Annotated in this window: 20 protein-coding genes; 11 read left to right on the top strand and 9 right to left on the bottom strand. The window is 74.6% G+C overall.

The window, feature by feature from the left end; all coding sequences use genetic code 11:
- Both ACYVPE_RS22190 and ACYVPE_RS22195 read left to right on the top strand, forming a co-directional pair.
- A partial coding sequence (locus tag ACYVPE_RS22190; protein WP_461035424.1) for a type VII secretion protein EccE occupies window positions 1–1,073 on the top strand: 1,073 nt, incomplete at its 5' end.
- A gap of 174 nt (window positions 1,074–1,247) precedes the next feature.
- The gene (locus ACYVPE_RS22195) at window positions 1,248–1,943 is read left to right on the top strand and encodes a hypothetical protein (protein WP_461035425.1); all 696 of its coding nucleotides are present in this window, start codon (window positions 1,248–1,250) and stop codon (window positions 1,941–1,943) included.
- 44 nt (window positions 1,944–1,987) lie between these two features.
- Here the strand turns inward: ACYVPE_RS22195 and ACYVPE_RS22200 are convergent, their stop codons facing one another.
- Window positions 1,988–4,261, bottom strand: a complete 2,274-nt coding sequence (locus ACYVPE_RS22200; protein WP_461035426.1) for an LLM class flavin-dependent oxidoreductase — start codon at window positions 4,259–4,261, stop codon at window positions 1,988–1,990.
- A gap of 139 nt (window positions 4,262–4,400) precedes the next feature.
- Between ACYVPE_RS22200 and ACYVPE_RS22205 the strand changes: the two genes are divergently transcribed.
- The 4 genes from ACYVPE_RS22205 (at window position 4,401) to ACYVPE_RS22220 (ending at window position 8,121) form a co-directional block, all read left to right on the top strand.
- Window positions 4,401–4,832: a MarR family winged helix-turn-helix transcriptional regulator gene (locus ACYVPE_RS22205; RefSeq protein ID WP_461035427.1), complete on the top strand. Its 432-nt coding sequence runs from the start codon at window positions 4,401–4,403 to the stop codon at window positions 4,830–4,832.
- 85 nt (window positions 4,833–4,917) lie between these two features.
- Complete coding sequence (locus tag ACYVPE_RS22210) at window positions 4,918–5,841, top strand: LLM class F420-dependent oxidoreductase (RefSeq protein WP_461035428.1); 924 nt, start codon at window positions 4,918–4,920, stop codon at window positions 5,839–5,841.
- Complete coding sequence (gene mmuM, locus ACYVPE_RS22215; protein WP_461035429.1) at window positions 5,838–6,734, top strand: homocysteine S-methyltransferase; 897 nt, start codon at window positions 5,838–5,840, stop codon at window positions 6,732–6,734. The genes ACYVPE_RS22210 and mmuM overlap by 4 nt, the downstream gene beginning before the upstream one ends.
- Before the next feature lie 424 nt (window positions 6,735–7,158).
- Window positions 7,159–8,121 carry a carbon-nitrogen hydrolase family protein gene (locus ACYVPE_RS22220; protein WP_461035430.1) on the top strand — a complete coding sequence of 321 codons (963 nt, stop codon included), beginning with the start codon at window positions 7,159–7,161 and terminating at the stop codon, window positions 8,119–8,121.
- Window positions 8,122–8,130: 9 nt separating this feature from the next.
- Here the strand turns inward: ACYVPE_RS22220 and ACYVPE_RS22225 are convergent, their stop codons facing one another.
- The 4 genes from ACYVPE_RS22225 to ACYVPE_RS22240 all read right to left on the bottom strand — a co-directional run bounded on the left by ACYVPE_RS22225 (window position 8,131) and on the right by ACYVPE_RS22240 (window position 11,703).
- Window positions 8,131–8,577 carry a hypothetical protein gene (locus ACYVPE_RS22225; RefSeq protein WP_461035431.1) on the bottom strand — a complete coding sequence of 149 codons (447 nt, stop codon included), beginning with the start codon at window positions 8,575–8,577 and terminating at the stop codon, window positions 8,131–8,133.
- A gap of 102 nt (window positions 8,578–8,679) precedes the next feature.
- A complete protein-coding gene (locus ACYVPE_RS22230) occupies window positions 8,680–10,185 on the bottom strand; it encodes a tripartite tricarboxylate transporter permease (protein WP_461035432.1) in 1,506 nt (501 codons plus the stop codon).
- A gap of 4 nt (window positions 10,186–10,189) precedes the next feature.
- Window positions 10,190–10,723, bottom strand: a complete 534-nt coding sequence (locus ACYVPE_RS22235) for a tripartite tricarboxylate transporter TctB family protein (RefSeq protein ID WP_461035433.1) — start codon at window positions 10,721–10,723, stop codon at window positions 10,190–10,192.
- Window positions 10,720–11,703, bottom strand: a complete 984-nt coding sequence (locus ACYVPE_RS22240) for a Bug family tripartite tricarboxylate transporter substrate binding protein (protein ID WP_461035434.1) — start codon at window positions 11,701–11,703, stop codon at window positions 10,720–10,722. Before ACYVPE_RS22240 ends, ACYVPE_RS22235 begins: the two co-directional genes overlap by 4 nt.
- Before the next feature lie 304 nt (window positions 11,704–12,007).
- On the opposite strand from ACYVPE_RS22240, the gene ACYVPE_RS22245 reads away from it, so the two are divergent.
- Genes ACYVPE_RS22245 through ACYVPE_RS22255 form a run of 3 tightly spaced genes read left to right on the top strand, consistent with a single transcriptional unit; the run spans window position 12,008 to window position 14,582 of the window.
- Window positions 12,008–12,703 (top strand): YqeB family protein, encoded by a 696-nt coding sequence (locus ACYVPE_RS22245; protein ID WP_461035435.1) that lies wholly within the window; start codon window positions 12,008–12,010, stop codon window positions 12,701–12,703.
- Window positions 12,700–13,917, top strand: a complete 1,218-nt coding sequence (locus ACYVPE_RS22250) for a sensor histidine kinase (RefSeq protein WP_461035436.1) — start codon at window positions 12,700–12,702, stop codon at window positions 13,915–13,917. Before ACYVPE_RS22245 ends, ACYVPE_RS22250 begins: the two co-directional genes overlap by 4 nt.
- Window positions 13,896–14,582, top strand: a complete 687-nt coding sequence (locus ACYVPE_RS22255; protein WP_461035437.1) for a response regulator — start codon at window positions 13,896–13,898, stop codon at window positions 14,580–14,582. Before ACYVPE_RS22250 ends, ACYVPE_RS22255 begins: the two co-directional genes overlap by 22 nt.
- 36 nt (window positions 14,583–14,618) lie before the next feature.
- Here the strand turns inward: ACYVPE_RS22255 and ACYVPE_RS22260 are convergent, their stop codons facing one another.
- Window positions 14,619–15,848, bottom strand: coding sequence for an RNA-guided endonuclease InsQ/TnpB family protein (locus tag ACYVPE_RS22260; protein WP_461035468.1), 1,230 nt, complete (start codon window positions 15,846–15,848; stop codon window positions 14,619–14,621).
- A 182-nt stretch (window positions 15,849–16,030) separates the two neighbouring features.
- Here ACYVPE_RS22260 and ACYVPE_RS22265 point away from each other — a divergent pair, with 182 nt between their 5' ends.
- The gene (locus ACYVPE_RS22265; RefSeq protein WP_461035438.1) at window positions 16,031–16,612 is read left to right on the top strand and encodes an O-methyltransferase; all 582 of its coding nucleotides are present in this window, start codon (window positions 16,031–16,033) and stop codon (window positions 16,610–16,612) included.
- A 3-nt stretch (window positions 16,613–16,615) separates the two neighbouring features.
- Here the strand turns inward: ACYVPE_RS22265 and argF are convergent, their stop codons facing one another.
- The 3 genes from argF to ACYVPE_RS22280 form a co-directional block, all read right to left on the bottom strand.
- Window positions 16,616–17,623 (bottom strand): ornithine carbamoyltransferase, encoded by a 1,008-nt coding sequence (gene argF, locus ACYVPE_RS22270; RefSeq protein ID WP_461035439.1) that lies wholly within the window; start codon window positions 17,621–17,623, stop codon window positions 16,616–16,618.
- A gap of 116 nt (window positions 17,624–17,739) precedes the next feature.
- Window positions 17,740–18,420, bottom strand: a complete 681-nt coding sequence (locus tag ACYVPE_RS22275) for a response regulator (protein WP_461035440.1) — start codon at window positions 18,418–18,420, stop codon at window positions 17,740–17,742.
- A gap of 49 nt (window positions 18,421–18,469) precedes the next feature.
- Window positions 18,470–19,660: a sensor histidine kinase gene (locus ACYVPE_RS22280; RefSeq protein WP_461035441.1), complete on the bottom strand. Its 1,191-nt coding sequence runs from the start codon at window positions 19,658–19,660 to the stop codon at window positions 18,470–18,472.
- 153 nt (window positions 19,661–19,813) lie between these two features.
- Between ACYVPE_RS22280 and ACYVPE_RS22285 the strand changes: the two genes are divergently transcribed.
- Window positions 19,814–21,937, top strand: coding sequence for an MMPL family transporter (locus ACYVPE_RS22285; protein ID WP_461035442.1), 2,124 nt, complete (start codon window positions 19,814–19,816; stop codon window positions 21,935–21,937).
- The last annotated feature ends 13 nt before the right edge of the window (window positions 21,938–21,950 follow it).

Raw genomic sequence — 21,950 nt, forward strand, 5'->3', positions numbered from 1 at the left:
CCGCCGGCGCCGCCTCCCAGGGGCCGTGGGGCTACGGCCTGGCCGGCGTCGGCGCGCTCGTCACCGCCGGCTCGCTGCTGCGGCGGCGCGGCGCCTGGGCCGACCAGTGGCTGCTCGACCGGCTGCGCCGCGACGCGCTGGCCCCGGACGGCACGGCCGCCCCGGCCGACCGCGCCGACGCGGCGGACCTCGGGCTCGCCACGGCGCTGCTGCCGGCCCTCGACATCGCCGAGTTCCCGGACCGCAACGGCCGTGACCTCGGCGTGCTGGCGGACGGCCGCGGCCACGCCGCGATCGTCGAGTTCCCCGGCGGGGTGCTGCCTTCGCTGCCGGCCGGCGTCATCGCCCGCTGGCTGGACGAGGACCCGGCCCGCCCGGCCGCCGCCCAACTCGTCGTCGAGCAGTTCGGCCTGCCGCCCTGGGACTTCCACTACCGCTACCAGCCCACCATCGCCTACCGCCAACTGCCGTTCGCCGGGCGCCCGGTGGCGGTGCGCTCCTGGCTGGTGCTGCGCTACGAGCCGTTCGACGCGCCCGAGTCGGCCGAGCGGCGCGGCGGTGGCGCGGCCGGCGCGCGGGCCGCGGAGGCCGCCGCCACCGCCAGGATCCGGGCCGCCCTCGCCACCCGCGGCATGCCGAGCCTGCCGCTCGACGCTGGACAGCTGCGGGACCTGCTGCGGCAGATCGGCGACGCGTCGCCCGAGGGCCGGGCGATCACCGGCAGTTGGGCCGGCAGCGCGGCCACCCACTGCACCGTCACGGCCGAGGTGGCGAACCAGTCCGACTGGGCGCGGCTGCTCGGCTCGTTGGCCACCTGCACCGCCGACCGGGTGATCACCGCCGCCACCCTGACCAGGGAGGGCACGGAGCTGCGGGTGCGGACGGCGGTCCGGGTCGTCAGCACCATGGCCCAGCACGCGGCGGCCGAACGCGACCGGCTGGTCAAGGCCGGCGTCGTCGGCCCATCGGCCGCCGACCAGACCGCCGGCCTGCTCGCCACCCTCCCGGTGGCCTACCCGGCCCGCTCCCTGGTCGAGGCGACCGGGTTCACGACGACGGGGGGAACGCGGTGACCAGCGTTTCGGGGGTGGCCGGGCTGTCCGCCACGTGGTGGCGGTTGGTCGAGGCGACCGGGTTCACGACGACGGGGGGAACGCGGTGACCAGCGTTTCGGGGGTGGCCGGGCTGTCCGCCACGTGGTGGCGGTTGGTCGAGGCGACCGGGTTCACGACGACGGGAGGAACGCGGTGACCACCATCCCCGACCTGGCCGAACTCCCGGCCACCTCGTGGCGGGACGAGGAGCCGGCCGACTGCCGGCTCACGCCCGCCTTCACCGGCATCCACCTCGGCACCGACCGGGCGGGCCAGCCCGTCGCGATCCCCGCGCCCGGCCCTGCCGGCATGCGGATCGGTGTGCTCGGCGAGTCCCTCTTCGGCCGGCTCTTCGCGCTGCGGCTGCTGGCGGTCGGCGCCCGGGTCACGGCCGTCACCCGGGTCGTCGACCAGTGGACGGGCGTCGCGCAGGCCGCCGGCGACCGGCTGTCGGTCCTCGACACCATCCCGGCCTGGCCTGGCAACCCGGCGGCGCCCCCCACCGTGGCGGACGGCCCGCAGGCCCTGGTCTGCGACCTGCGCCGGGCCCCGCACGTCGCGCTGGCGGCCGGCCCCTGGCGCACGGTGCTGCACGTGACGCGCGCCGCGCCGCGCCGCTCGGCCTTCTGGACGGCGGCCGACGCGGTGCTGGCGCTCGACGCGCACTTCGCGGAGCCGGTGGAGCGCGTCCTCGGCCCGGAACCGGCCCGCGTCACCGCCGCGTTGGCGCCGGGCGAGATCGCCCTCTTCCGCCCCGGCGGGGTGGACGTGCTCCGGCCCGACATCTCCCCTGGCGAGACGGCGCTGCTGACCCCTGGCCAACGCCGGGTGCCGTCCGCCGAGGGCTGACGGCCGCCCCGGCGCCCGGCGCCCCAGCGCCCCAGCGCCCCGGCTCAGCCGCCCGCCGGGCCCACCGAAGTGGCGGGCGTGATCGGGAAGTTGTGCCGGAACACGTTCTCCGGGTCGTAGGCGGCCTTCGCCCTGCGCAGCCGGTCGAGGGTGGCCGGCGGGAAGGCCCTGGTCAGCGCGTCGGCGTGGTCGTGGGTCTCGAAGCTGAGGTAGATCCCGGAGGCCGGGAGCCGCCGCCACTCCCGGCGGGCCGCCTCCTCGTGGCCGGTCCGCACCGCGGCGAAGAGGGAGAAGTTCTCCGTGCGGTGCGCGTAGGCGGTGGCGTCGGCCGGCATGTCGTTCACCGCCCCGCCCACGGTGCGGATCTGGAGGTAGGACGAGTCGCCGCGGTCGAACAGGCCGGCCATGACGTCCGCGGTGTCGGCGTCCACGTGCGCCACCAGCGCGCCGTGGCCGCGGAGCGGCGAGTAGCCGCGGTGCGGCTGGCGCGCCGGCGCCACCACCGCGGCGTAGGGGAGGAGTTGGGCGCTCTGGTGCAGTACGGGGGCGATGGGCAGGAAGCGGGCCAGGGCCTTGGCCGCCCGCTCCGTGTCGTCGCCGGCCCAGACGGCGTAGGTCTGCGCGAGCCGCTGCCCGCCCTGCCGCACCAGCATCAGGAACGCGGTCAACTCCCGTGGACTGGCCTCGCTCACCGCGCCCCAGGCGCGGAGCAGCTCGGCGGTGTCCGTGGCGTCGTGCAGGAGTTGGGCGTGCACGACGTCGCCGAGCTCGGCGGCCTCGATGTCGAACGAGGTGACGATGCCCACGTTGGCCCCCGCGCCGCGCAGCGCCCAGAACAGGTCGGGGTGGTGCTCGGCGTCCGCGCGCACCAGGGAGCCGTCGGCCAACACCACCTCGGCGCCGGTGAGATGGTCGATGGTCAGGCCGTAGGAGCGGCCGAACAGGCCCTGCCCGCCGGCGGTGGCGAGCCCGCCGACGCCCACGTCGCCGCTGTCGCCCGAGCTGATGGCCAGGCCGTGCGGGGCGAGCGTGGCGGCCACGTCGCCCCAGCGGGCGCCGGCGCCCACCCGCACCAGCCGCCGTTCGCGGTCGAGGAGTTGGACGCCGTCGAGGGCGCCGAGGTCGATGACGACGCCGCCGTCGTTGGTGGAGCGGCCGCTGATGCCGTGTCCGCCGCTGCGCACCGCCAACGGCACGTCCTGGGCACGGGCGAAGCGCAGGGCCTCGACGGTCTCCCGGGGTGTGGTGGGGCGTAGCACGAGCCCGGGGGAGCCGTGCCACAGGTAGGTGGAGCGGACCGTGGGGAACTCGCGGTCGCCCGGCTCGACGGCCCGCTCGGCGAGGGCGGCCGGTACGCCCTCGTAGTCGATGCCGGCGCGGCGCCTGGCGAGGGCGGCGGCCGGGCGGACGCCGCCGGTGGGCGTGCCGGCGGACCCGCGTTCGGCGGCGACCCGCTCGCGCAGCGCCGGCGCCACCTCCTCGGCGAAGGTCTGGAGCGTCCGCGGGTCGTCCGAGCCGAGGATGAAGGTGCCGACGCCGTCGTCGAGCACGAACGGCAGCAGCTGCTCGACCCACTGCGCGGGCGGGCCCTGGAACGGTTCGGCCGAGGCGCCGAAGGCGCCGGAGATGTTCAGCAGCCGGCGGATCTCGCGTGGGTCGCGGCCGTGCCTTCCCGCCGACTCGTCGATGATCGCGTTGCCCTCGCGCAGGGAGGGCGTGGACAGGTAGCCGAGGCTGGGCAGCCAGCCGTCGGCCTTCTCGCCGATCAGCCGCAGCATGCGGGGCTTGTAGGCGCCGAGCCAGATCGGCACGTCGTGCGCCGGCGCCGGGCCGCGCTTGGCGCCCCCGACCCGGTGGTGGGTGCCGTCGACGCGCAGCGGGGCGCGGTCGTCGGCCGCCCAGATGCCGCGGATGATGTCGATGGCCTCGCCGAGCGCCACGACGCTCTCGGCCGGAGTCAGCCGGCGCCCGCCCATCGCCTCGATGGCGTCCCAGAAGCCGCCGGCGCCGAGCCCGAGGTCGACGCGGCCGCCGGAGAGCAGGTCGAGGCTGGCCACCGAGCGGGCCAGGACCGCGGGTTGGCGGAGCGGCAGGTTGGTGACGTTGCCCGCCAGGTGGACGCGTTCGGTGCGGGCGGCGACCCAGCTGATCAGGGTCCAGGTGTCGAGGAAGGCCGGCTGGTAGGGGTGGTCCTGGAAGGTGACCAGGTCGAGACCGGCCCGCTCGGAGAGCACCGCCAGGTCGACCACGCGCTCGGCGTCCCGGTTCAGGGGGGTGAGGAACGACCCGAACCGCAGGTCGTGACCGTAGTCGGTCATGGGATGACTCCCGTCTCGAGTGCGCCGCGCTGGCGAGGTGGCCCCCGCCGGGGCCCGTTTCGTGGAATCTATCAGATCGTGGAACATGACCAACGATCGTCCTATTCCTATCGTTGTGGCCCGTTGATAGACTGGCGAGGTGATCATCGACCGTGTCAGCTTCACCCTGGCCCGCTCGGGACGGCTCGCCGAGGCGCGGATCCGGCAGGCGCTCGCCGGGCGGGGGCTCAAGCTCAGCCACGCCCACGTGTTGGGGCTGCTGGCCGCGCGTGAGCGGCTGAGCCAGCAGGCGCTGATCGAGGAGCTGGCGGTCGATCCCAGCGTGCTGGTCTCGCTGCTCAACACCCTGGAGGACGGCGGCCTGGTGGCCCGCCGCCGCGATCCGGCCGACCGGCGCCGCCACGTCGTGGAGATCTCCGACCGCGGCAGGGAGCTGGTCGGCGCGGTCGACGAGGCGGTGCGGGCGGTCGAGGCGGAGCTGTTCGACGGCCTCGACGAGCGGGAGCTCGCTGCCCTTCGCCGGCTGCTCGACCGCGTCGAGGGCGTCGACGCGGACGCCTGCGTGGAGTGACGTGGAGTGACGTGGGGCGTGGAGCCGGCCCGCCGAGAGCGGGCCTCCCGCCCGGCCGGCCTCCCGCCCGGGAGAGAATGCCGGCATGGACCTCCGTATCTTCACCGAACCGCAGCAGGGCGCCAGCTACGACACCCTGCTGAGCGTCGCCAAGGCCACCGAGGAGCTCGGTTTCGACGCGTTCTTCCGGTCCGACCACTACCTGAGCATGGGCGACGCGGACGGCCTGCCCGGTCCGACCGACGCCTGGCTGACGCTGGCCGGGCTGGCCCGCGAGACCAGCCGGATCCGGCTCGGCACCCTGATGACCGCCGCCACCTTCCGGCTGCCAGGCGTGCTGGCCATCCAGGTGGCGCAGGTCGACGCGATGTCCGGCGGCCGGGTCGAACTCGGCCTCGGCGCCGGGTGGTTCGCGGCCGAGCACACGGCGTACGGCATCCCGTTCCCGAAGGAGAAGTTCCCGCGCCTCGAGGAGCAGCTGGCCATCGTCACCGGGCTGCTCGGCACGCCGGCGGGCGAGACGTTCTCGTACGACGGCACCTACTACCAGCTGGCCGACTCGCCGGCGCTGCCCAAGCCCGTCCAGGACCGGGTGCCGATCCTGGTGGGCGGCATGGGCAAGCAGCGCACGCCGGCCCTGGCCGCGCGCTACGCGGACGAGTTCAACATCCCGTTCGCCTCGGCCGAGGACAGCGCCGCCCAGTTCGAGCGGGTGCGGCGGGCCGCCGAGGACGCCGGGCGCAAGCCGGACGACCTGGTGTACTCCAACGCCCTGGTGGCCTGCGTCGGCAGGGACGACGTCGAGGTGGCGCGCCGCGCGGCCGCCATCGGCCGGGAGGTGGACGAGCTCCGGCGGAACGGCCTGGCCGGCACCCCCGCCGAGGTGGCGGAGAAGATCGGCCGGTACGCCGAGGCCGGCTCGTCCCGGTTCTACCTCCAGATCCTCGACCTGTCGGACCTCGACCACCTGGAGCTGATCGCCTCCCAGGTCGCGCCCCAACTGACGTGACGATCGACTTGTCGTCGCCCCTGGTGCTGGACGGTGGTCTCTCGAACGAGCTCGCCGCCCGGGGCCACGGGGTGGACGGTGAGCTGTGGACCGCGGGCCTGCTCCGCACGGACCAGGCGGCGATCGGCGCGGCGCACGCCGCCTATGTCCGCGCCGGGGCCGACGTGTTGATCACCGCCAGCTACCAGGCGTCGTTCGCCGGCTTCGCCCGGCACGGCGTCGAACGGGCCGCGGCCGAGCGGCTGTTCGGCGACAGCGTGCGGCTGGCCAGGGCGGCGGCCGACGACGCGGCGGCGGAGGGGCGGCACGTGCTGGTCGCCGGTTCCGTCGGGCCCTACGGCGCGGTGCTGGCGGACGGCTCGGAGTACCGGGGCCGCTACGGCCTCGGCGTCGCCGAGCTCGTCGCGTTCCACCGGCCGCGGATCGAGGCGTTGGCGGCCGCCGGCCCCGACCTGCTGGCGCTGGAGACGGTGCCCGACGTGGTCGAGGCGGAGGCGCTGCTGCGGGCCGCCGAGGGCTGCGGCGTCCCGGTCTGGCTCTCGTACACCGTGGCGGGCGGGCGGACGCGCGCCGGGCAGCCGCTGGCCGAGGCGTTCGCGCTCGCGGCCGGCGACGACCGGGTGCTGGCGGTGGGCGTCAACTGCTGTGATCCGGCGGAGGTTTCGCCCGCCGTCGAGCTCGCGGCGGCGACCACGGGCAAGCCGGTGGTCGCCTATCCCAACAGCGGCGAGGAGTGGGACGCGGCCGGGCGGAGGTGGCGGGGCACCGCGCGGTGGCCGGCCGGGTCGGCCCTCGCCTGGCGGGACGCGGGCGCCCGGTTGATCGGTGGCTGCTGCCGGGTCGGCCCGGAGCGGATCGCGGAGCTCGCCGCCGTCCTCGCGGACGCTGGCTGACCCCGTTCGGTCTGTGAATTCCGGCCGTGTTGCGGCGGTTTCAGACGTCACCGACAGCCCGGCCCGGCACCGGCGCCGGCGGCTCAGGGGCCGCCAGGCGCCCCGCGGGACGCCTGACGGTTGGTAATGGGCATGCCACGCATCGCGACCGAATCCCGCCGCTGCCCCATGGCGTTCCCCCGGGATTCCGGCAGACTCGCCACCAGCGGGCGAGACCTCAGCGGTGCAGGGCAGAGGTCTCGCCGGCCGCCGCCTGGCCGTGCGCCGATCCGAAGGGCCTCCCCGCTCTCGGCCGCGCCGCCCGGCGGCGGCCCTCCGCGGGTACGGTGAGCCCATGCTTTGACGCCGGCCCCGCTCGCGGGCCCCTCCGCTCCTTCCGACGCAGGACGTCTCCACCACCCCAGCGAAGGAAGGACACCGACCCATGACCACACTGACCGTCGCCCTGCTCCAACTCGACCGCCCCGCGCCCGAGTCGGCGGCCACCCGGGAGGCTGGCGAGACCGCCTGCCGGCGCGCCGCGGCGCTGGGCGCCGACATCGCGCTCTTCCCCGAGATGTGGAGCAACGGCTACCAGTGGGTGCCGTCGGCGGAGCGCGAGCAGGGGAACCTCTACCGGCACCCGGAGCTCTGGGCCGGCCGGCCGCCCCTCGCCGTCCCGGCGGGCGGCGAGGGCTGGCGCGGCGAGGCCGTCGCCGCCGACTCCCCGTACGTCGCCCACTTCAGCGCGCTGGCCGCCGAGTTGGGGATGGCCATCGCCCTCACCTGTTTCGAGGCGTGGCCTGGCGCGCCCCGCAACACCCTCTTCCTGATCGACCGGCACGGCGAGTTGGCGCTGACCCACGCCAAGGTGCACACCTGCGCGTTCGACGCCCCCGAGGCCGCCCTCACGCCTGGCGACTCCTTCGACGTGGCCACCCTGGACACCGCCGCAGGACCCGTCCGGGTGGGCGCGATGATCTGCTACGACCGCGAGTTCCCGGAGAGCGCCAGGGCGTTGATGCTGGCCGGCGCAGAACTGGTGCTCACCCCGAACGCCTGCGACCTGGAACGCAACCGGCTCGACCAGTTCCGGGCCCGCGCGTACGAGAACATGCTGGCCCTGGCGATGGCCAACTACGCGGGCGCCGGCTGGGGGCACTCGATCGCCTTCGACGGCATGGCGTTCGGCCCCCGCGGATCGCGGGACATGCTGGTGGTGGAGGCCGGCGAGGCGGCGGGCGTCTACCCTGCGGTCTTCGACCTGGCCGCGCTGCGCGCCTACCGGCGCCGGGAGACCTGGGGCAACGCCTTCCGGCGGCCCGCCAGTTACGGCGCGCTGACCTCGTCCGCGGTCGCCGAGCCGTTCGTCAGGGTCACCGGCGAAGGCCGCGCCCTCCCGCGCTGAGCCGGCGGCTCAGGGCGGGCCGTCCCCCTCAGGACCCTCGCCGGGGTCCTGGGCCGGGGCGGGCGGCCGGCCGGCCCGGATGGCCTCGGCGTTGGCGTTGGCGAGCCTGAACTGCCCCATGGCCACCAGGACCCGGGACGCCGCCGTGCCGAGCGCGGTGACCAGGGCGGCGCCGGCGCCGAGCCCGGCGGCCGAGCCCAGGCCGTCCAGCGGACCGTTGCTCTCGCCGTCGCCTTCGCCGCCGACCGAGGTGCCCGGCACCCCGGCCTCCGTCGGCGAGGTGGTGGTCCCGGGATCGGGCGGGTGGTTCATGCCGTCGGACGCGCCGCCATTCGTGAGCAGCAGCACTCCGGCCGTCACCACCGCGAACACCAGCGGCGCCAGCCAGGCCGCGGTGCGCAGGGCACGCCGCAACGCGCCAGCGACCGGCCCCGGTTGTCTGCCTCCGTCCCCCATGGTTCCACGGTACCGCCGGACATGGCGGGCGTCGCTCCCGTAAAGCGGCCGCCCCTCCCGAACGCCAGGGCGGTCGGGAGGGGCGGCGCGGGTGCCGTCGGCTCACGCCACCGGCGTGCGCTCCCGCTCACGGCGCGGCAGCGCCCTCCGCAGCAGCGGCCAGAGCACGATCAGCCCGACCACGACGTACACCGTCACGGCGAACGGGGAGTTGACCAGGCCGCTGAGGCTGCCGTCGCTGATCTGCAGCGCCCGGCGCAGCTGGAGCTCGGCCGAGGGGCCGAGGATCACGCCGAGGACGGCCGGCAGCACCGGTAGTCCGAACCGCCGCATCATCAGCCCGATCAGGCCGATGACCAGCAGGATCACCAGGTCGAGCGGCTGCGAGCTCACCGCGTAGGCGCCCACCGCGGCGAAGAACAGGATGCCCGCGTACAGGTACTGGCGCGGGATCCGCAGCAGCTTGGCCCACAGCGGCGCCAGCGGCAGGTTGAGCGCCAGCAGCATCACCAGGCCGACGAACAGCGAGGCGATCAACGCCCACACCAGGCTGGACTCCCGCTCGAACAGCAGCGGTCCTGGCTGGATGCCGTAGGTCTGGAAGGCGGCCAGCATCACGGCCGTGGTGGCCGTGGTCGGCAGGCCGAGCGTGAGCATGGCGCTGATGGTGCCCGAGGCGGAGGCGGAGGCCGTCGACTCGGGTCCCGCCACGCCCTCGATGGCGCCCTTGCCGAACTCGTCCTTGTGCTTGGAGAGTCGCTTCTCCGTCACATAGGAGAGGAAGGTGGGGATCTCCGCGCCGCCGGCCGGGACCGCGCCGAACGGGAAGCCGATCAGCGGGCCGCGCAGCCACGGCTTCCAGGTGCGGCGCAGGTCCTCCTTGCCCAGCCAGGGGCGGCCCACCGGTATCGGCTCCTGGGTGCCGCGGCGCAGGTGGAGTGCCACGTACAGCGCCTCGCCGATCGCGAACAGGCCGACCGCCACGATCACCACGTCGATGCCGTCCGCCAGCTCCAGCGTCCCGAAGGTGAGCCGCTGCTGGCCGGTGAGCCGGTCGAGGCCGACCAGGCCGATGGTGAGGCCGATCAGCAGCGAGGCGAAGCCCCTGATCCGGGAGCTGCCGAGCACCGAGGTGACGGCGACGAAGGCCAGCACCATGATGGCGAAGTAGTCCGGCGCGCCGATGTCCACGGCGAGTTCGGCCACGACGGGCGCGAGCGCCACCAGCAGGATGGTGCCGATCATGCCGCCGGTGAAGTGGCCGATCGCGGCGGCGGCCAGGGCCTGGGAGCCGCGCCCGGCGCGGGCCATCGGATGGCCCTCGATGGCGGCCACCACGGCCGCGGTCTCACCCGGGGTGTTGAGCAGGATCGAGGTGGTCGAGCCGCCGAACATGCCGCCGTAGTAGATGCTGGCGAACATGATGAACGCGGCGGTGGGGTCGAGCGCGTAGGTGACCGGCAGCAGCAGCGCCAGCGCCATGGCCGGGCCGATGCCGGGCAGCACGCCGATGGCGGTGCCGAGCAGCACGCCGACCGCGGCCCACAGCAGGTGGGTGGGGGTGAGGGCGGTGCCGAAGCCCTCGATGAGCGAGTTCAGTGAGTCCATGGGGCTACAGCACTTCCATCAGCGGGCCGCCGGGCAGCGGGGTGCCGAGCAGGGTGTCGAAGACGAAGAAGGTGACGATGGAGAGCCCGGCCGCGATCAGCGGATCGCGGTCGTAGGCCCGGCTGCCCAGCGCGTAGGCGGATCCCCAGAACAGCAGGGCGCCGGAGATGGGGAAGCCGAGCGGCTGGATCAGCGCGGCGTTGGCGAGGAAGACGCCGACCAGCAGCGCGACCGTGCGCCAGTCGCCTGACCGTTCGAGGTCCACGTCCTCGCCGCCCTCGGCCTGGCCACGGCCGCCGCGCAGCACGTCGACGGCGAGGAGCACCGCGACGACCAGCAGGGCGAAGCCGACGACCGTGGGGACGGTCTTGGGGCCGACGGGGCCGCGCTGTGCGAAGTCGGTGTTCATGGTGAGCACGTCGCCGAGCACCAGCAGGCCGAGGGCGAACAGCAGGGCGCAGACGCCCAGTTCGGAGCGGCCCCTGAGGCGCTCACGCAGCCCCGACGGGGGCGCGGTGTTGGTGGTGGTGTCGTTCACAGTCCGAGCTCCCTCAGGATTCCATCGACCCGCTCGTCCTCGGCGGCCAGGAAGTCGCCGAAGTCCTCGCCGGTGACGAAGGCGTCGGTCCAGCCGTTGACCTCGAGCGCCTCCTGCCACTCGGGCGACTCGTGCAGCTCGGTGACCAGGTTGATCAGCCGCTCGCGTTCCGCGTCGGTCAGGCCGGGCGGCGCCACGATGCCGCGCCAGTTGGTGAACTCGACGTCGACGCCGAGTTCGGTCAGGGTGGGCGCGTCCACGCCGTCCACGCGCTCGGGGCCGGTCACCGCGAGCACCCGCAGCTCGCCGGCCTCGATCTGGTCCCGGTACTCGCCGACGCCCGAGACGCCGAACGCGACCTGGCCGCCGAGGACGGAGGCCAGCAGCTCGCCGCCGCCGTCGTAGGAGACGTAGTTGACCTCGCGCGGGTCGATGTCGGCCGCCTGGGCCATCAGCATGGGCGCCAGGTGGTCGGGGCCACCGGGCGACGAACCGCCGCCGACCGGGAGCGAGCCGGGGTTGGCCTGCCAGTCGGCGAGCAGCTCCTCGAAGGACTGGTACCGCGAGTCGGCCGGCACCACGACGATGTCCGACTCCTGGGTGATCCGGGCGATCGGGGTGGTGTCGGCGAGGGTGGAGGACGTCTGGTTGGTGTGCACGGCGCCGACCACGCCCAGGCCCATGGACATCGCGATGCGGCCGTTGCCGTGGTCGGAGACCAGGCTGCTCAGGCCGACGGTGCCGCCGGCGCCCGGCAGGTTGAACACCTCTATGGAGCCGGTGAGCCCCGCGTCCTCGGCGGCCCGCGCGGCGGTGCGGGCGGTGATGTCGTAGCCGCCGCCCGGGGTGTTGGGCACCATGAAGCGCAGCCCGGGGATGTTGGTGCCGGAGCCCGCCGAGCTCTCCGAGCTCAACAGGGGAGGCACCAGTAGCACGAGCAGCGTCGCCGATAGCAGCGACAGGAGTACACGCAGGCGCACGGAACGCCGCCTTTCCATCGAACATCTGGTCGGGAGATGAGGGCGCCACATGTTGCCTACGCGTAAACGGGGCTGTCTACGCCGCGCTCGGTTGCGGAACTAAGTCGCCTTTCGGTCATTGAGTTCACGGCGCGGCACGGTGCGGCACGGTGCGGCACGGTGCGCCGGAGCGCGGCAGGTCGGCCGAAGGTTTCCGACTTTGGATGACTGTCGCGGAGGGTGACCGAGGATCTAGCGTCGAGGTGTGCCACGCGGCGTGGCACCCCCCGACCGGGGCGAGGACGAGAGGGCGAGGAGCGGCACGATGCCCACCGAGGCCGAGGAACCCACCACCCAGCTCTGGCTGCCCCTGGCCGACCGGCTGGTGCTGCTCATCGGCGCGCCCCTGCTGGGAGCCGGCCTCGGTCTGCTGCTGCCGTCCCTGGCCGACTGGCTGATGGGCCTGCCCTGGGTGCCGATGCGGGGTCCCTTCGAGCTCGTGGCCTCGTTCGAGGGCCCCTGGGTCGGCGCGGCGCTGGGCGGGCTCGGGCTGCTGGCCGGCCTCGCCCTGGTGGTGGTCGCCTTCACGACCAGCCTCAAGGTCACCCTCACCGACTCCCGGGTCGACCTGGAGAAGAACGACACCCGCTGGGGCATCGACCGGGCCGCGGTCGACGCGGTCTTCATGGACGGCAAGCGGCTGGTCATCCTGGACCGCGAGTCCCGGCAGCTGCTGCGGGACACCAGCGAGGAGAAGCCGGCCGACGTGGCGCGGGCCTTCGCCGCCCACGGCTATCCCTGGGTCGAGGCCGATCCCTACGCCGAGCTGTACCGGCGCTGGGTGCCCGACACCCCGGAGATGCCGGGCGCGGTGAACGCGCTGTTGAAGGCCAGGGAGGTCGCGCTGGAGAAGAAGGCGTCGGCCGACATAGCGGAGCTGCGCGAAGAGGTGGAGAAGCTGGGATTCGCCGTCCGGGACGAGTCCACCCGGCAGTACTGGCGTCCGCTGGTGCGGTCATGAGGTCCGCGGTGCGGTCGCCCCGGCGGGACCGGGTGGTCGACTTCACGTGCGTCACGCTGTCGCTGCTCGGCGCTTTCGCGCTGCTGCTCGACTCCTGGGACGACCCGCGGTTTCCCCACCCCTTCCTGGTCTCGGGCCTCGTGCTCTCGGTGGCCGGCTCGGTGGCGCTGTGGAAGCGGCGGGAGCGGCCGCTGCTGGTGGCGCTGCTGATGCTGCCGGTGGGCATGTACACCGAGATGGCGTTCGGCGCGGTGCTGGTGTCGCTGTTCAGCCTCGCGGTGCACCGCCCCTGGCGGTTCGCGGTGGCGCTGACCGCGGCGCACACGGCGGGCAGCGTCCCGTACGCCGTGCTCCGGCCGGATCCCGCGCTGTCCGCCGCCGGATACGGCGGCGTCGGCCTCGCCACGTTCGCCGTGGTGCTCACGATCCTGATCAGCGTGCCGTTCGTGGCCTGGGGCATGGTGGTGCGGGCGCGGCGCGAGCTGGTGGGCTCGCTGCGCGAGCGGGCCGAGCGCGCCGAGGCGGAGGCGGCGCTGCGGGCCGACCGGATCCGCGGCCGGGAGCGCGAGCACATCGCCCGCGAGATGCACGACGCGCTGGCCCACCGCATCACCCTGGTCAGCCTGCACGCTGGCGCCCTGGAGATCCGGCCCGACATGCGCCCCGACGAGGTCGCGCGCGTCGCCGGCACCATCAGGTCGAGCGCGCACCAGGCCCTGGAGGACCTGCGGGAGATCCTCGGCGTGCTGCGGTCGGGGGAGGCGGTGGCCGAGGGGGCGGCGGCGCCGGCCGCCACCCGGCCCCAGCCGGGCGTCGCGGACATCGCGGAGCTGGTCGGCGAGTCCCGGGCGGCCGGCGCCTCGGTGGCCCTGGTCGACCGGCTGCCCGAGGCGGCCGGCGCGCTGCCGGCGTCCATCGGCCGCACCGCCTACCGGGTGGTGCAGGAGGGGCTGACCAACGCCCGCAAGCACGCGCCGGGCCGCAGGGCCAGGGTGCTGCTCGACCGCACCGGCGAGGGGGAGTTGCACGTCCGGGTGGACAACCCGCTGACGGTTGGCCAGGCCAGGCCGGCGCTGCCCGGTGCGCGGCAGGGCCTCGTCGGGCTGAGCGAGCGCGTGTCGCTGGCGGGCGGGCGCATCGACTACGGGGCGCGCCGCGGCGAGGCCGGCGCGATCGATTTCCGTCTGGAGGCATGGCTGCCGTGGCCGACCTGATCCGGGTCCTGATCGCCGACGACGACGCGCTGGTGCGGGCGGGCGTCTCGCTGATACTGGGCGCCGATCCCGGCATCGAGGTGGTCGGCGAGGCGGTGGACGGCGCCGAGGCCGTGGAGGCGGCCCGGCGGCTCCGCCCCGACGTGGTGCTGATGGACATCCGGATGCCCAGGATGGACGGGCTGGCCGCCACGGAGGCGCTCCGCTCGGCAACCGTCGGGGAGCAGGGCCCGGCGATCATCGTGCTCACCACCTTCAACACTGACGAGTACGTGCTGCGGGCGCTGCGCGCCGGGGCCAACGGCTTCCTGCTGAAGGACGTTCCGCCGACCGACTTCCTGCGGGCGGTGCGGGGGGCCGCCGGCGGCGAGTCCATGCTGTCGCCGGCGGTCACCACCCGGCTGATCGACCACGTGGTCAAGACCGACCGGGACGAGGAGCGGCGCCGGAAGGCCGACCGGGCCCGGGGCTCGCTGGCCGCGCTCAGTGACCGCGAGCGGGACGTGGCCCGCGCCATCGGCGAGGGCAAGTCGAACGCGGAGATCGGCGGCGAGCTGTTCATGAGCGTCGCCACCGTGAAGACCTATGTCTCACGGATCCTGGGCAAGTTGGACTGCGGCAACCGGGTCCAGGTGGCGATCCTGGTCCACGAGGCGGGGGATTGAATCCTCCTCTCCCTGAGGCGGGAGGGGATTCCTGGCTCAGGCCGCCTCTTGGAGCAGCGCTCCGGGAGGTCTTCCGCCTTCAGCGCCAGCCGGGTTGAGACCAGCCCGGATAAGCATGACGTATGCGGAGTTCTTGTCTCGTGGGGAGACGGTTCCGCAGGTGGTGCAGGTGTAGGTGCGTTGGCTCAGCGGTAGTGCGTGCTTGGCTCTCGCATCGCAGCTGGCGCAGTCCATCGTGGTGTGCGTGGGGTGTACGAGGTTGATGTCCCGCCCGTGTTTGCGGCCCATCTCGATCAGGGCGGTCTTGGTGGCGCCGATGGCGGCGTCGGCGGCTTTGCGGGCCATGGTGGTCTTGGCGAGGAACTTCGGGCGGAAGTCCTCGACGGCGATGGCGTCGTGGTCTCGGACGACCTTCTTGGCCCACTTGCGGCCGGTGTCCTCGCGTTGGCGGGCGGCCTTCTTGTACGCCTTCGCCCGCAGCCGCTTCGCCTCGCGGTAGCCCTTCGATCCGGGCTGGCCATTCTTCGGTTTGCGGCGGGCCATCATCCGGTCATACCGGGTCAGCTTCGCCTGGGCCTTCTTGCCGTACTCGGCGTGCGGCAGGTCATGCGCGTCGGACGTGGTGGTCGCGGTCTCCCTCACGCCCCAGTCGACGCCGAGCACTCGGCCGGTCTCCGGCAAAGGCTCGATCTGGCCGGGGACGACGAACGAGCAGTACCAATGCCCCAGACCGTCCTGGTACACGCGCACACTCGACGGCTCGGCCGGCAGATCACGGGACCACACCACCGTCAGAACGATGCCGCCCGCCAGATGCAGCATGCCGTGACTCAGCCGGAAGCCTCGCTTGGTGTAATTGAGGCTCGGCAGCGCCTCACACTTCCTCTTCCACTTCGGCATCCCGGCCCGTCGCGCCATGGGCAGGCGCTCTTTGATGTCCTTGTGCGCCTTCGCGCGGGAGCGGCCGAAGTCGCGGATGACCTGCTGCTGGGGAACCGACGAGCCCCCACGCAGCCACAACGTGTGGGCGCGGGCCTCGGTCAGCATCTTGTCCAGCTGCGCCGGACCACATGTCCGTTGGTCCGCCCCTTCGGGCCGAGTTCTGTTCCAAGCGTGGACCTGCTTGGACTTGGCCACGCACTCATTCCAGATCCAGCGGCACCGGCCCCACTCCGCCGCCAAAGCGGCGCGGGCTGTGGACGACACGCGCAGCCGATAGGTGTAGCGGGCATGCCCAGCCTCCACAACCGCCCTCACCCGCGCCATCTCGCTCCGCACGATCCCCAGCCGGGACGCCATGCCATCCCGAACCCACCCAAGGACAATACGCACGACGGCCCCCACACGTACCCTGATCAGACAGCCGCCACCCCGACCAGCGATCAACGACACACGTGTTCCCATGATCTGAGCGCCGGGGCCTCCCCGAAAGAAGGCAGTTGAGATCCATGTCGCTGGCAGGCACCGCGGCGTACGAGGCGGCGGAGGGGCTGCCGCCCCTGGTGGCGGCCGCCGTCCGGCTGGCCCGCGCCCAGGGCTTCGCCTACTCGTGTCGGCCCGAACAGGGCCGGCTCCTGGCGGCGTTGGCCGGCGGTGCGGCCGGGGCGATCGGCGAGACCGGCACCGGCTGCGGGGTGGGCCTCGCCTGGCTGGCCTCGGCCGCCTCGCCCGGTGCGCGGCTGGTGAGCGTGGAGCGCGAACCCGAACTCGCCGAGGCGGCGGCCCGGCTCTTCGCCGGGGACGGCCGGGTCACCGTGCTGTGCGGCGACTGGCGGGAGATAGCCGGCCACGCGCCGTTCGACCTGCTGGTGCTCGACGGTGGCGGTGGCGGCAAGAAGCCGGGCGAGGAGCCGGCCGACCCGGAGTCGCTCTTGGCACCGGGTGGCGCGCTGGTCGTCGACGACTTCACGCCCGGCCGGGCCGGGCCCGATCCGGCGCGTGCCCACTGGCTCGGCCATCCGGCGCTGCGCGCCGTGGAGCTGCGGTTGGCGCCGGATCTGAGCAGCCTCGTCGGCGTCAGGGCGGGCTGAAGGTCAGCGGCCGGCCAGCGTGGCGACCAGCAGCGCCTTGATGCTGTGCATCCGGTTCTCGGCCTGGTCGAAGACCACCGAGTGGGCGGACTCGAAGACCTCGTCGGTGACCTCCAGCGAGTCGAGGCCGTGCCGGGCGTGCACCTCGCGGCCGACCTCGGTGCCCAGGTCGTGGAAGGCGGGCAGGCAGTGCAGGAACCGGACGGCCGGGTTGCCGGTGGCCCGCAGCACGTCCGTCGTCACCGCGTAGGGCCGCAGCAGCGCGATCCGCTCGTCCCAGACCTCCTCGGGCTCGCCGAGCGACACCCACACGTCGGTGGCCACGAAGTCCGCGCCCCGCACGCCCTCCTCGACGTCCTCGGTGAGGGTGATCCGGGCGCCGGTGCGGGCCGCCAGTGCGGCGGCCTCGGCCCGCACCGGCTCGGCCGGCCAGAGCTGGCGCGGTGCCACGATCCGTACGTCCATGCCGAGCAGGGCGCCGGTGACCAGGTAGGAGTTGCCCATGTTGTTGCGGGCGTCGCCGAGGTAGGCGAAGGCGAGTTCGGCCAGCGGGCGGCCGCCGCCGTGCTCGACCATGGTCAGCGTGTCGGCCAGCATCTGCGTCGGGTGCCAGTCGTCGGTCAGCCCGTTGTAGACCGGGACGCCGGCGTGCTCGGCCAGCTCCTCCACGGTCCGCTGGGCGCTGCCCCGGTACTGGATGGCGTCGAACATCCGGCCGAGGACCCGGCCGGTGTCCTGCGCGGACTCCTTGCGGCCGATGTGCGAGCCGGACGGGTCGAGGTAGGTGGTGTGGGCGCCCTGGTCGAAGGCCGCCACCTCGAAGGCGCAGCGGGTCCTGGTGGAGCTCTTCTCGAAGATCAGCGCGATCCGCCGGCCGGTGAGCCGGCGCTCCTCGGTGCCCTCCCGGCGGGCGGCCTTGAGCTCCGCCGCGAGGTCGAGGAGACCCCCGAACTCGGCCGGGGTGAGGTCCAGCTCGCGCAGCAGGTGGCGGCCCGTGAGATCTGTCGCCATGGGATGACTCCATCGGTCGTCGGAATCGTGTTCGATCGAGAAGACTGGAAGTATATACGCGCACTTTCATGGTTATGCAATAACGGTCCGTGAACTCCGTCACCGGAGCACCAGGCTCAGTCCAACCGCCTGGCCAGCACGGCGGCCTGGGCCCGGTCCCGGCAGCCCGTCTTCGCCAGCAGCCGGCTCACATGCGACTTCACCGTATGTGCCGAGACCGTGAGCCGCCCGGCGATCTCCCCGTTGGACAGCCCCTCGCCGATCAGCCGCAGCACGTCCCGCTCCCGGGGCGTCAGCTCGGCCACCCGCGCCAGGGCCGCCGGATCGGGCCGCTCGGCCCGCCGCGCCGCCGCGTACTCCCTGATGATCCGCCCGGCCACCCGCGGGCTCAGCACGCCGTCCCCGGCGGCCGTCGCCCGCACCCCGGCGGTCAGCTCCTCGTAGGAGGAACTCTTCAGCAGGAAGCCGCTGGCGCCCGCCGCCAGCGCCTCCGCCACGTACTCCTCCAGGTCGAAGGTCGTCAGCATCAACACCCGCGTCCCGTCCCGGCCGAGCCGCCCCCGCCGCCCCAACTCGGCCAGTACCGCGAGCCCGTCGAGCCCCGGCATCCGCACGTCGAGCATCAGCACGTCGGGCCGCAGCTCCGCGCAGAGCCGCAGCGCGTGCTCGCCGTCCCCCGCCGTGCCCACCACGGCCAGGTCGGGCTGGGTCTCCAGCATCATCCGCACCCCGTCGCGGACCACCCGCTCGTCGTCCGCGATCACCACCCGCACGACCCGGCCGCCCCCGTCGGACATGACGCCTGACCACTCCCTGACCTCGCGGCCGCGCACGGCCGACGCCCGGCTACCTCACCGGAACCGTACAGCTCACCAGGAACCCGCCGCCCGCCGCCGGCCCCGCCGTCATGCTGCCGCCCAGCGCCGTCACCCGCTCCCGCAGCCCCAGCAGCCCCACCCCCGCGCCCCGGGCCGCCGGATGGTCCGCGGGCGGCGGCCCGCACTCCACCTCGAACCTGGCCGCCCGTCCGTCGACCAGCTCGGCCGCCACCCGCACCGGCGCCCCCGGCGCGTGCCGGCGCGCGTTCGCCAGGCACTCCCGCACGATCCGGTAGCCCGCCGACTGCACCGCGCCAGGCAGCAGTTCGGCGTCCGCCGGCAGGCGCAGCGACACCGGCGTCCCCGCTCGCCGCGCCGCCTCCACCAGCTCGGGCACCGCGCCGAGCCGGGGCGCCGGATCGCGGGGCGCCGCCTCCCGGGCCGCGGCCGAACCGCGCAGATAGCCAAGCAGCTCCCGCAGTTCGGCCGTGGTCTGCCGGCCCGCCGCCGCCATCGAGTCCACGCTCCGGCTCGCCCACTCAGGCAGCTCGCCGCCCCGCGCCCGCATCGTCTCGGCGTGCACCACGAGCAGCGTCAACGAGTGGGCCACCACGTCGTGCATGTCCCGGGCGATCCGCAGCCGTTCGGCCGTCGCCGCCCGTTCCTCCCGCCACTCCTGGGCCAGCCGCGCCGCCTCGGCCCGCCGCGCCGCCGCCGCCAGCTCCTCGCGCCGGCCGCGCGCCGCCAGGCCGAGCGCCCAGGCCGCGGGCAGCGGCGCGAGCAGCGCCAGCACGTCGGAGCCGCCCCGCCAACCGTCGGGCGCCGTCGCGTGGTTCACCCCCACCCCGAACAGCACCACGGCCGCGCCGCCCACCATGGCGAGCACCGCCCGCCGCGGCCGGCTGTGCGCGCCGAGCGCGTACAGGCCGAACGCCAGCGGCAGCACCGCCAGCGGGCTGATCTTGGCCTCGACCGCCGCCGCCACGACCTCGGCCACGCCCAGCGTCGACAGCGTCGCCACGAACGTGCCGAGCGGCCAGCGCGGCCCCAGCGCGATCGCCGCCGCGGCCACCAGCGCGTAGCCGCCGAGCGCCAGCCAGGCGGTGCCCGAGGTGTCGGTGGTCGGCTGGTCGAGCAGCGCCGGCGCGACCGCCGTCACCACGGTCGCCGCCCGCACCGTGAGGCGGCCCCCGCGCCGCGAACCCGAATCGTCGAACATCCACCCGAGCGTAGGGAGAGCGGGGCCGGAACGCCTCACCCGGAAGGCCGAGTCGCACCGTCCGCGGCTGGTCCCCGAGAGTGAGTACCGCGGCTACGGATCCGCTCCCGCCGGCGATGCGCCCGCCCCCCGCCGGCTGGTGCCATCGAGGCCATGTCCCACTCCCAGGCGGCCGCGTCCACGGCCCCCCACCCGCACCCACCGGCCGACCGGCCGACCCGGCTCGGCCGGTTCGTCAGGCGCGCCAAGTGGCCGGTACTCCTCGGCTGGCTGCTGCTCGCCCTCGCCGCCGCCGGCCTCGCCGCCGACCTCGGCGACGTGCAACGCGACGACGCGGCCGCCTATCTGCCGAGCGGCTACGAGTCCAGCCGGGTCGCCGAACTCGCCGAGCCGGACCCCGACCACCCGGACGCCGAGACCGCGCTGGTGCTCCACACCAGGGACGACGGCGCGCCCCTGGACGACGCCGACCTGGCCGCCGTCCGCGCCGCCGCGGCCGCCGTCTCCGCCGCCGACGTGCCGGGCGCCGCGCCGCCCGCCGATGTCGACATCGAGGTCGCCGACGACGGCCGCGCCACCCTCTTCCCGGTGCGGATCCAGCCGGCCCACGCCGACGACGACACCGTCGAACGCGCCGTCGCCGCGCTCCGCGACACCGTCGCCGAGGCCCCCGCCGGGCTGACCGCCCGGGTCACCGGCGAGGCCGCGCTCGGCGTCGACAACAGCGGCGGCGACGTGGACGCCGCGCTCCTGCTCACCAGCATGGCGATCGTCGCCGTGCTGCTGCTCGGCACCTACCGCAGCCCCGTCCTCTGGCTGGTGCCGCTGCTGGCCGCGCTGGTCGCCGTCGTCGTCTCCCGCGCCGCCGCCTACGGCCTGGCCGAGGCGGGGCTCACCGTCAACGAACTGTCCTCCGCCATCCAGATCGTGCTGGTCTTCGGCGCCGGAACCGACTACGCGCTGCTCTACCTCAGCCGCTACCGCGAGGAGTTGGCCCGCCACCACGACCGCCACGAGGCCGTCGCCGAGGCGCTGCGGCGCACCGGGCCCGCCATCCTGGCCAGCGCCGGCACCGTCACCGCCGGGCTGCTCTGCCTGCTGGTCGCCGACCTCGCCGGGCTGCGCGGCCTCGGCCCGGTCGCCGCCGCCGGCATCGTGATCTCGCTCGTCGCCATGCTGACCCTGCTGCCCGCGGTCCTCGCCTGCGCCGGCCGCTGGCCGCTGTGGCCGCGCGCGCCCCGCCCGGGACGCCCGCGCGGGGCGACCGACCACCGGCTCTGGGACGCGGTCGCCCGCCGGGTGGTGGCCAGGCCGCGCCGCGCCGGACTCCTCGTCACCCTCGGGCTCTGCCTGGCCACCCTCGGCCTCACCGGCCTGACCACCAGCGCCGACCCGATCGACAAGGTGCCGCCGGACGCCGAGTCCGTCGTCGGCCGCGAGACCCTGGCCGAGCACTTCCCCGAGGGCCTGACCGCGCCGCTCACCGTGGTGCTGCCGGCCGACGCCGACCCCGCCACCCGGGCGGACGCCGAACGCGCCGTCGCCGGCCTCGGTGAGGTGGCGGCGGTCGCACCGGCCGAGGAGCTGGCCGGCCGGCCGACGCTCGCCGTGGAACTCGCCGTCCCGCCCTACGGCGACCTGGCGGGCGGCGCGATCCGCGCCGTCCGGGCCGCGCTCGCCGACGTCACCGACGACGCGCTGGTCGGCGGCGCCCCGGCCGTGCAGCTCGACTACCGGGAGGCTGCCCTCGACGACACCGCGCGCATCGTCCCGCTGGTGCTGCTGGCCGTCGCCGTCATCCTGGCCGCGCTGCTCCGCTCACTGGTCGCGCCGGTGCTGCTGCTCGCCGCCACCGTGCTGTCCTTCGCCGCCTCGCTCGGCCTGTCCACCCTCGTGTTCACCGAGGTGATGGGCTTCGGCGGGGTCGCCGCCGACCTGTTCGTCTACGTCTTCGTGTTCCTGGTCGCGCTCGGCGTGGACTACACGATCTTCCTGATGGAGCGGGTCCGCGAGGAGCGCCGCCACCACCCGACCCCGGAGGCGGTCCGCCGTGGCCTGGCCGCCACCGGGGGCGTGATCACCGCCGCCGGTCTGGTGCTCGCCGGCACCTTCGCGGCCCTCGCCCAGATCCCCGACGTGACCGTGGCCGAGGTCGGCGTCGGGGTGTCCATCGGGGTGCTGGTCGAGACGCTGCTGGTGCGCTCCGTCCAGGTGCCGGCGGCCGTCGTCCTGCTCGGCGACCGCGTCTGGTGGCCGGCCCGCCGCCGCTCGGGGTGACGGCGGGCCCCGC

Source organism: Streptomyces mayteni, from assembly GCF_054783955.1.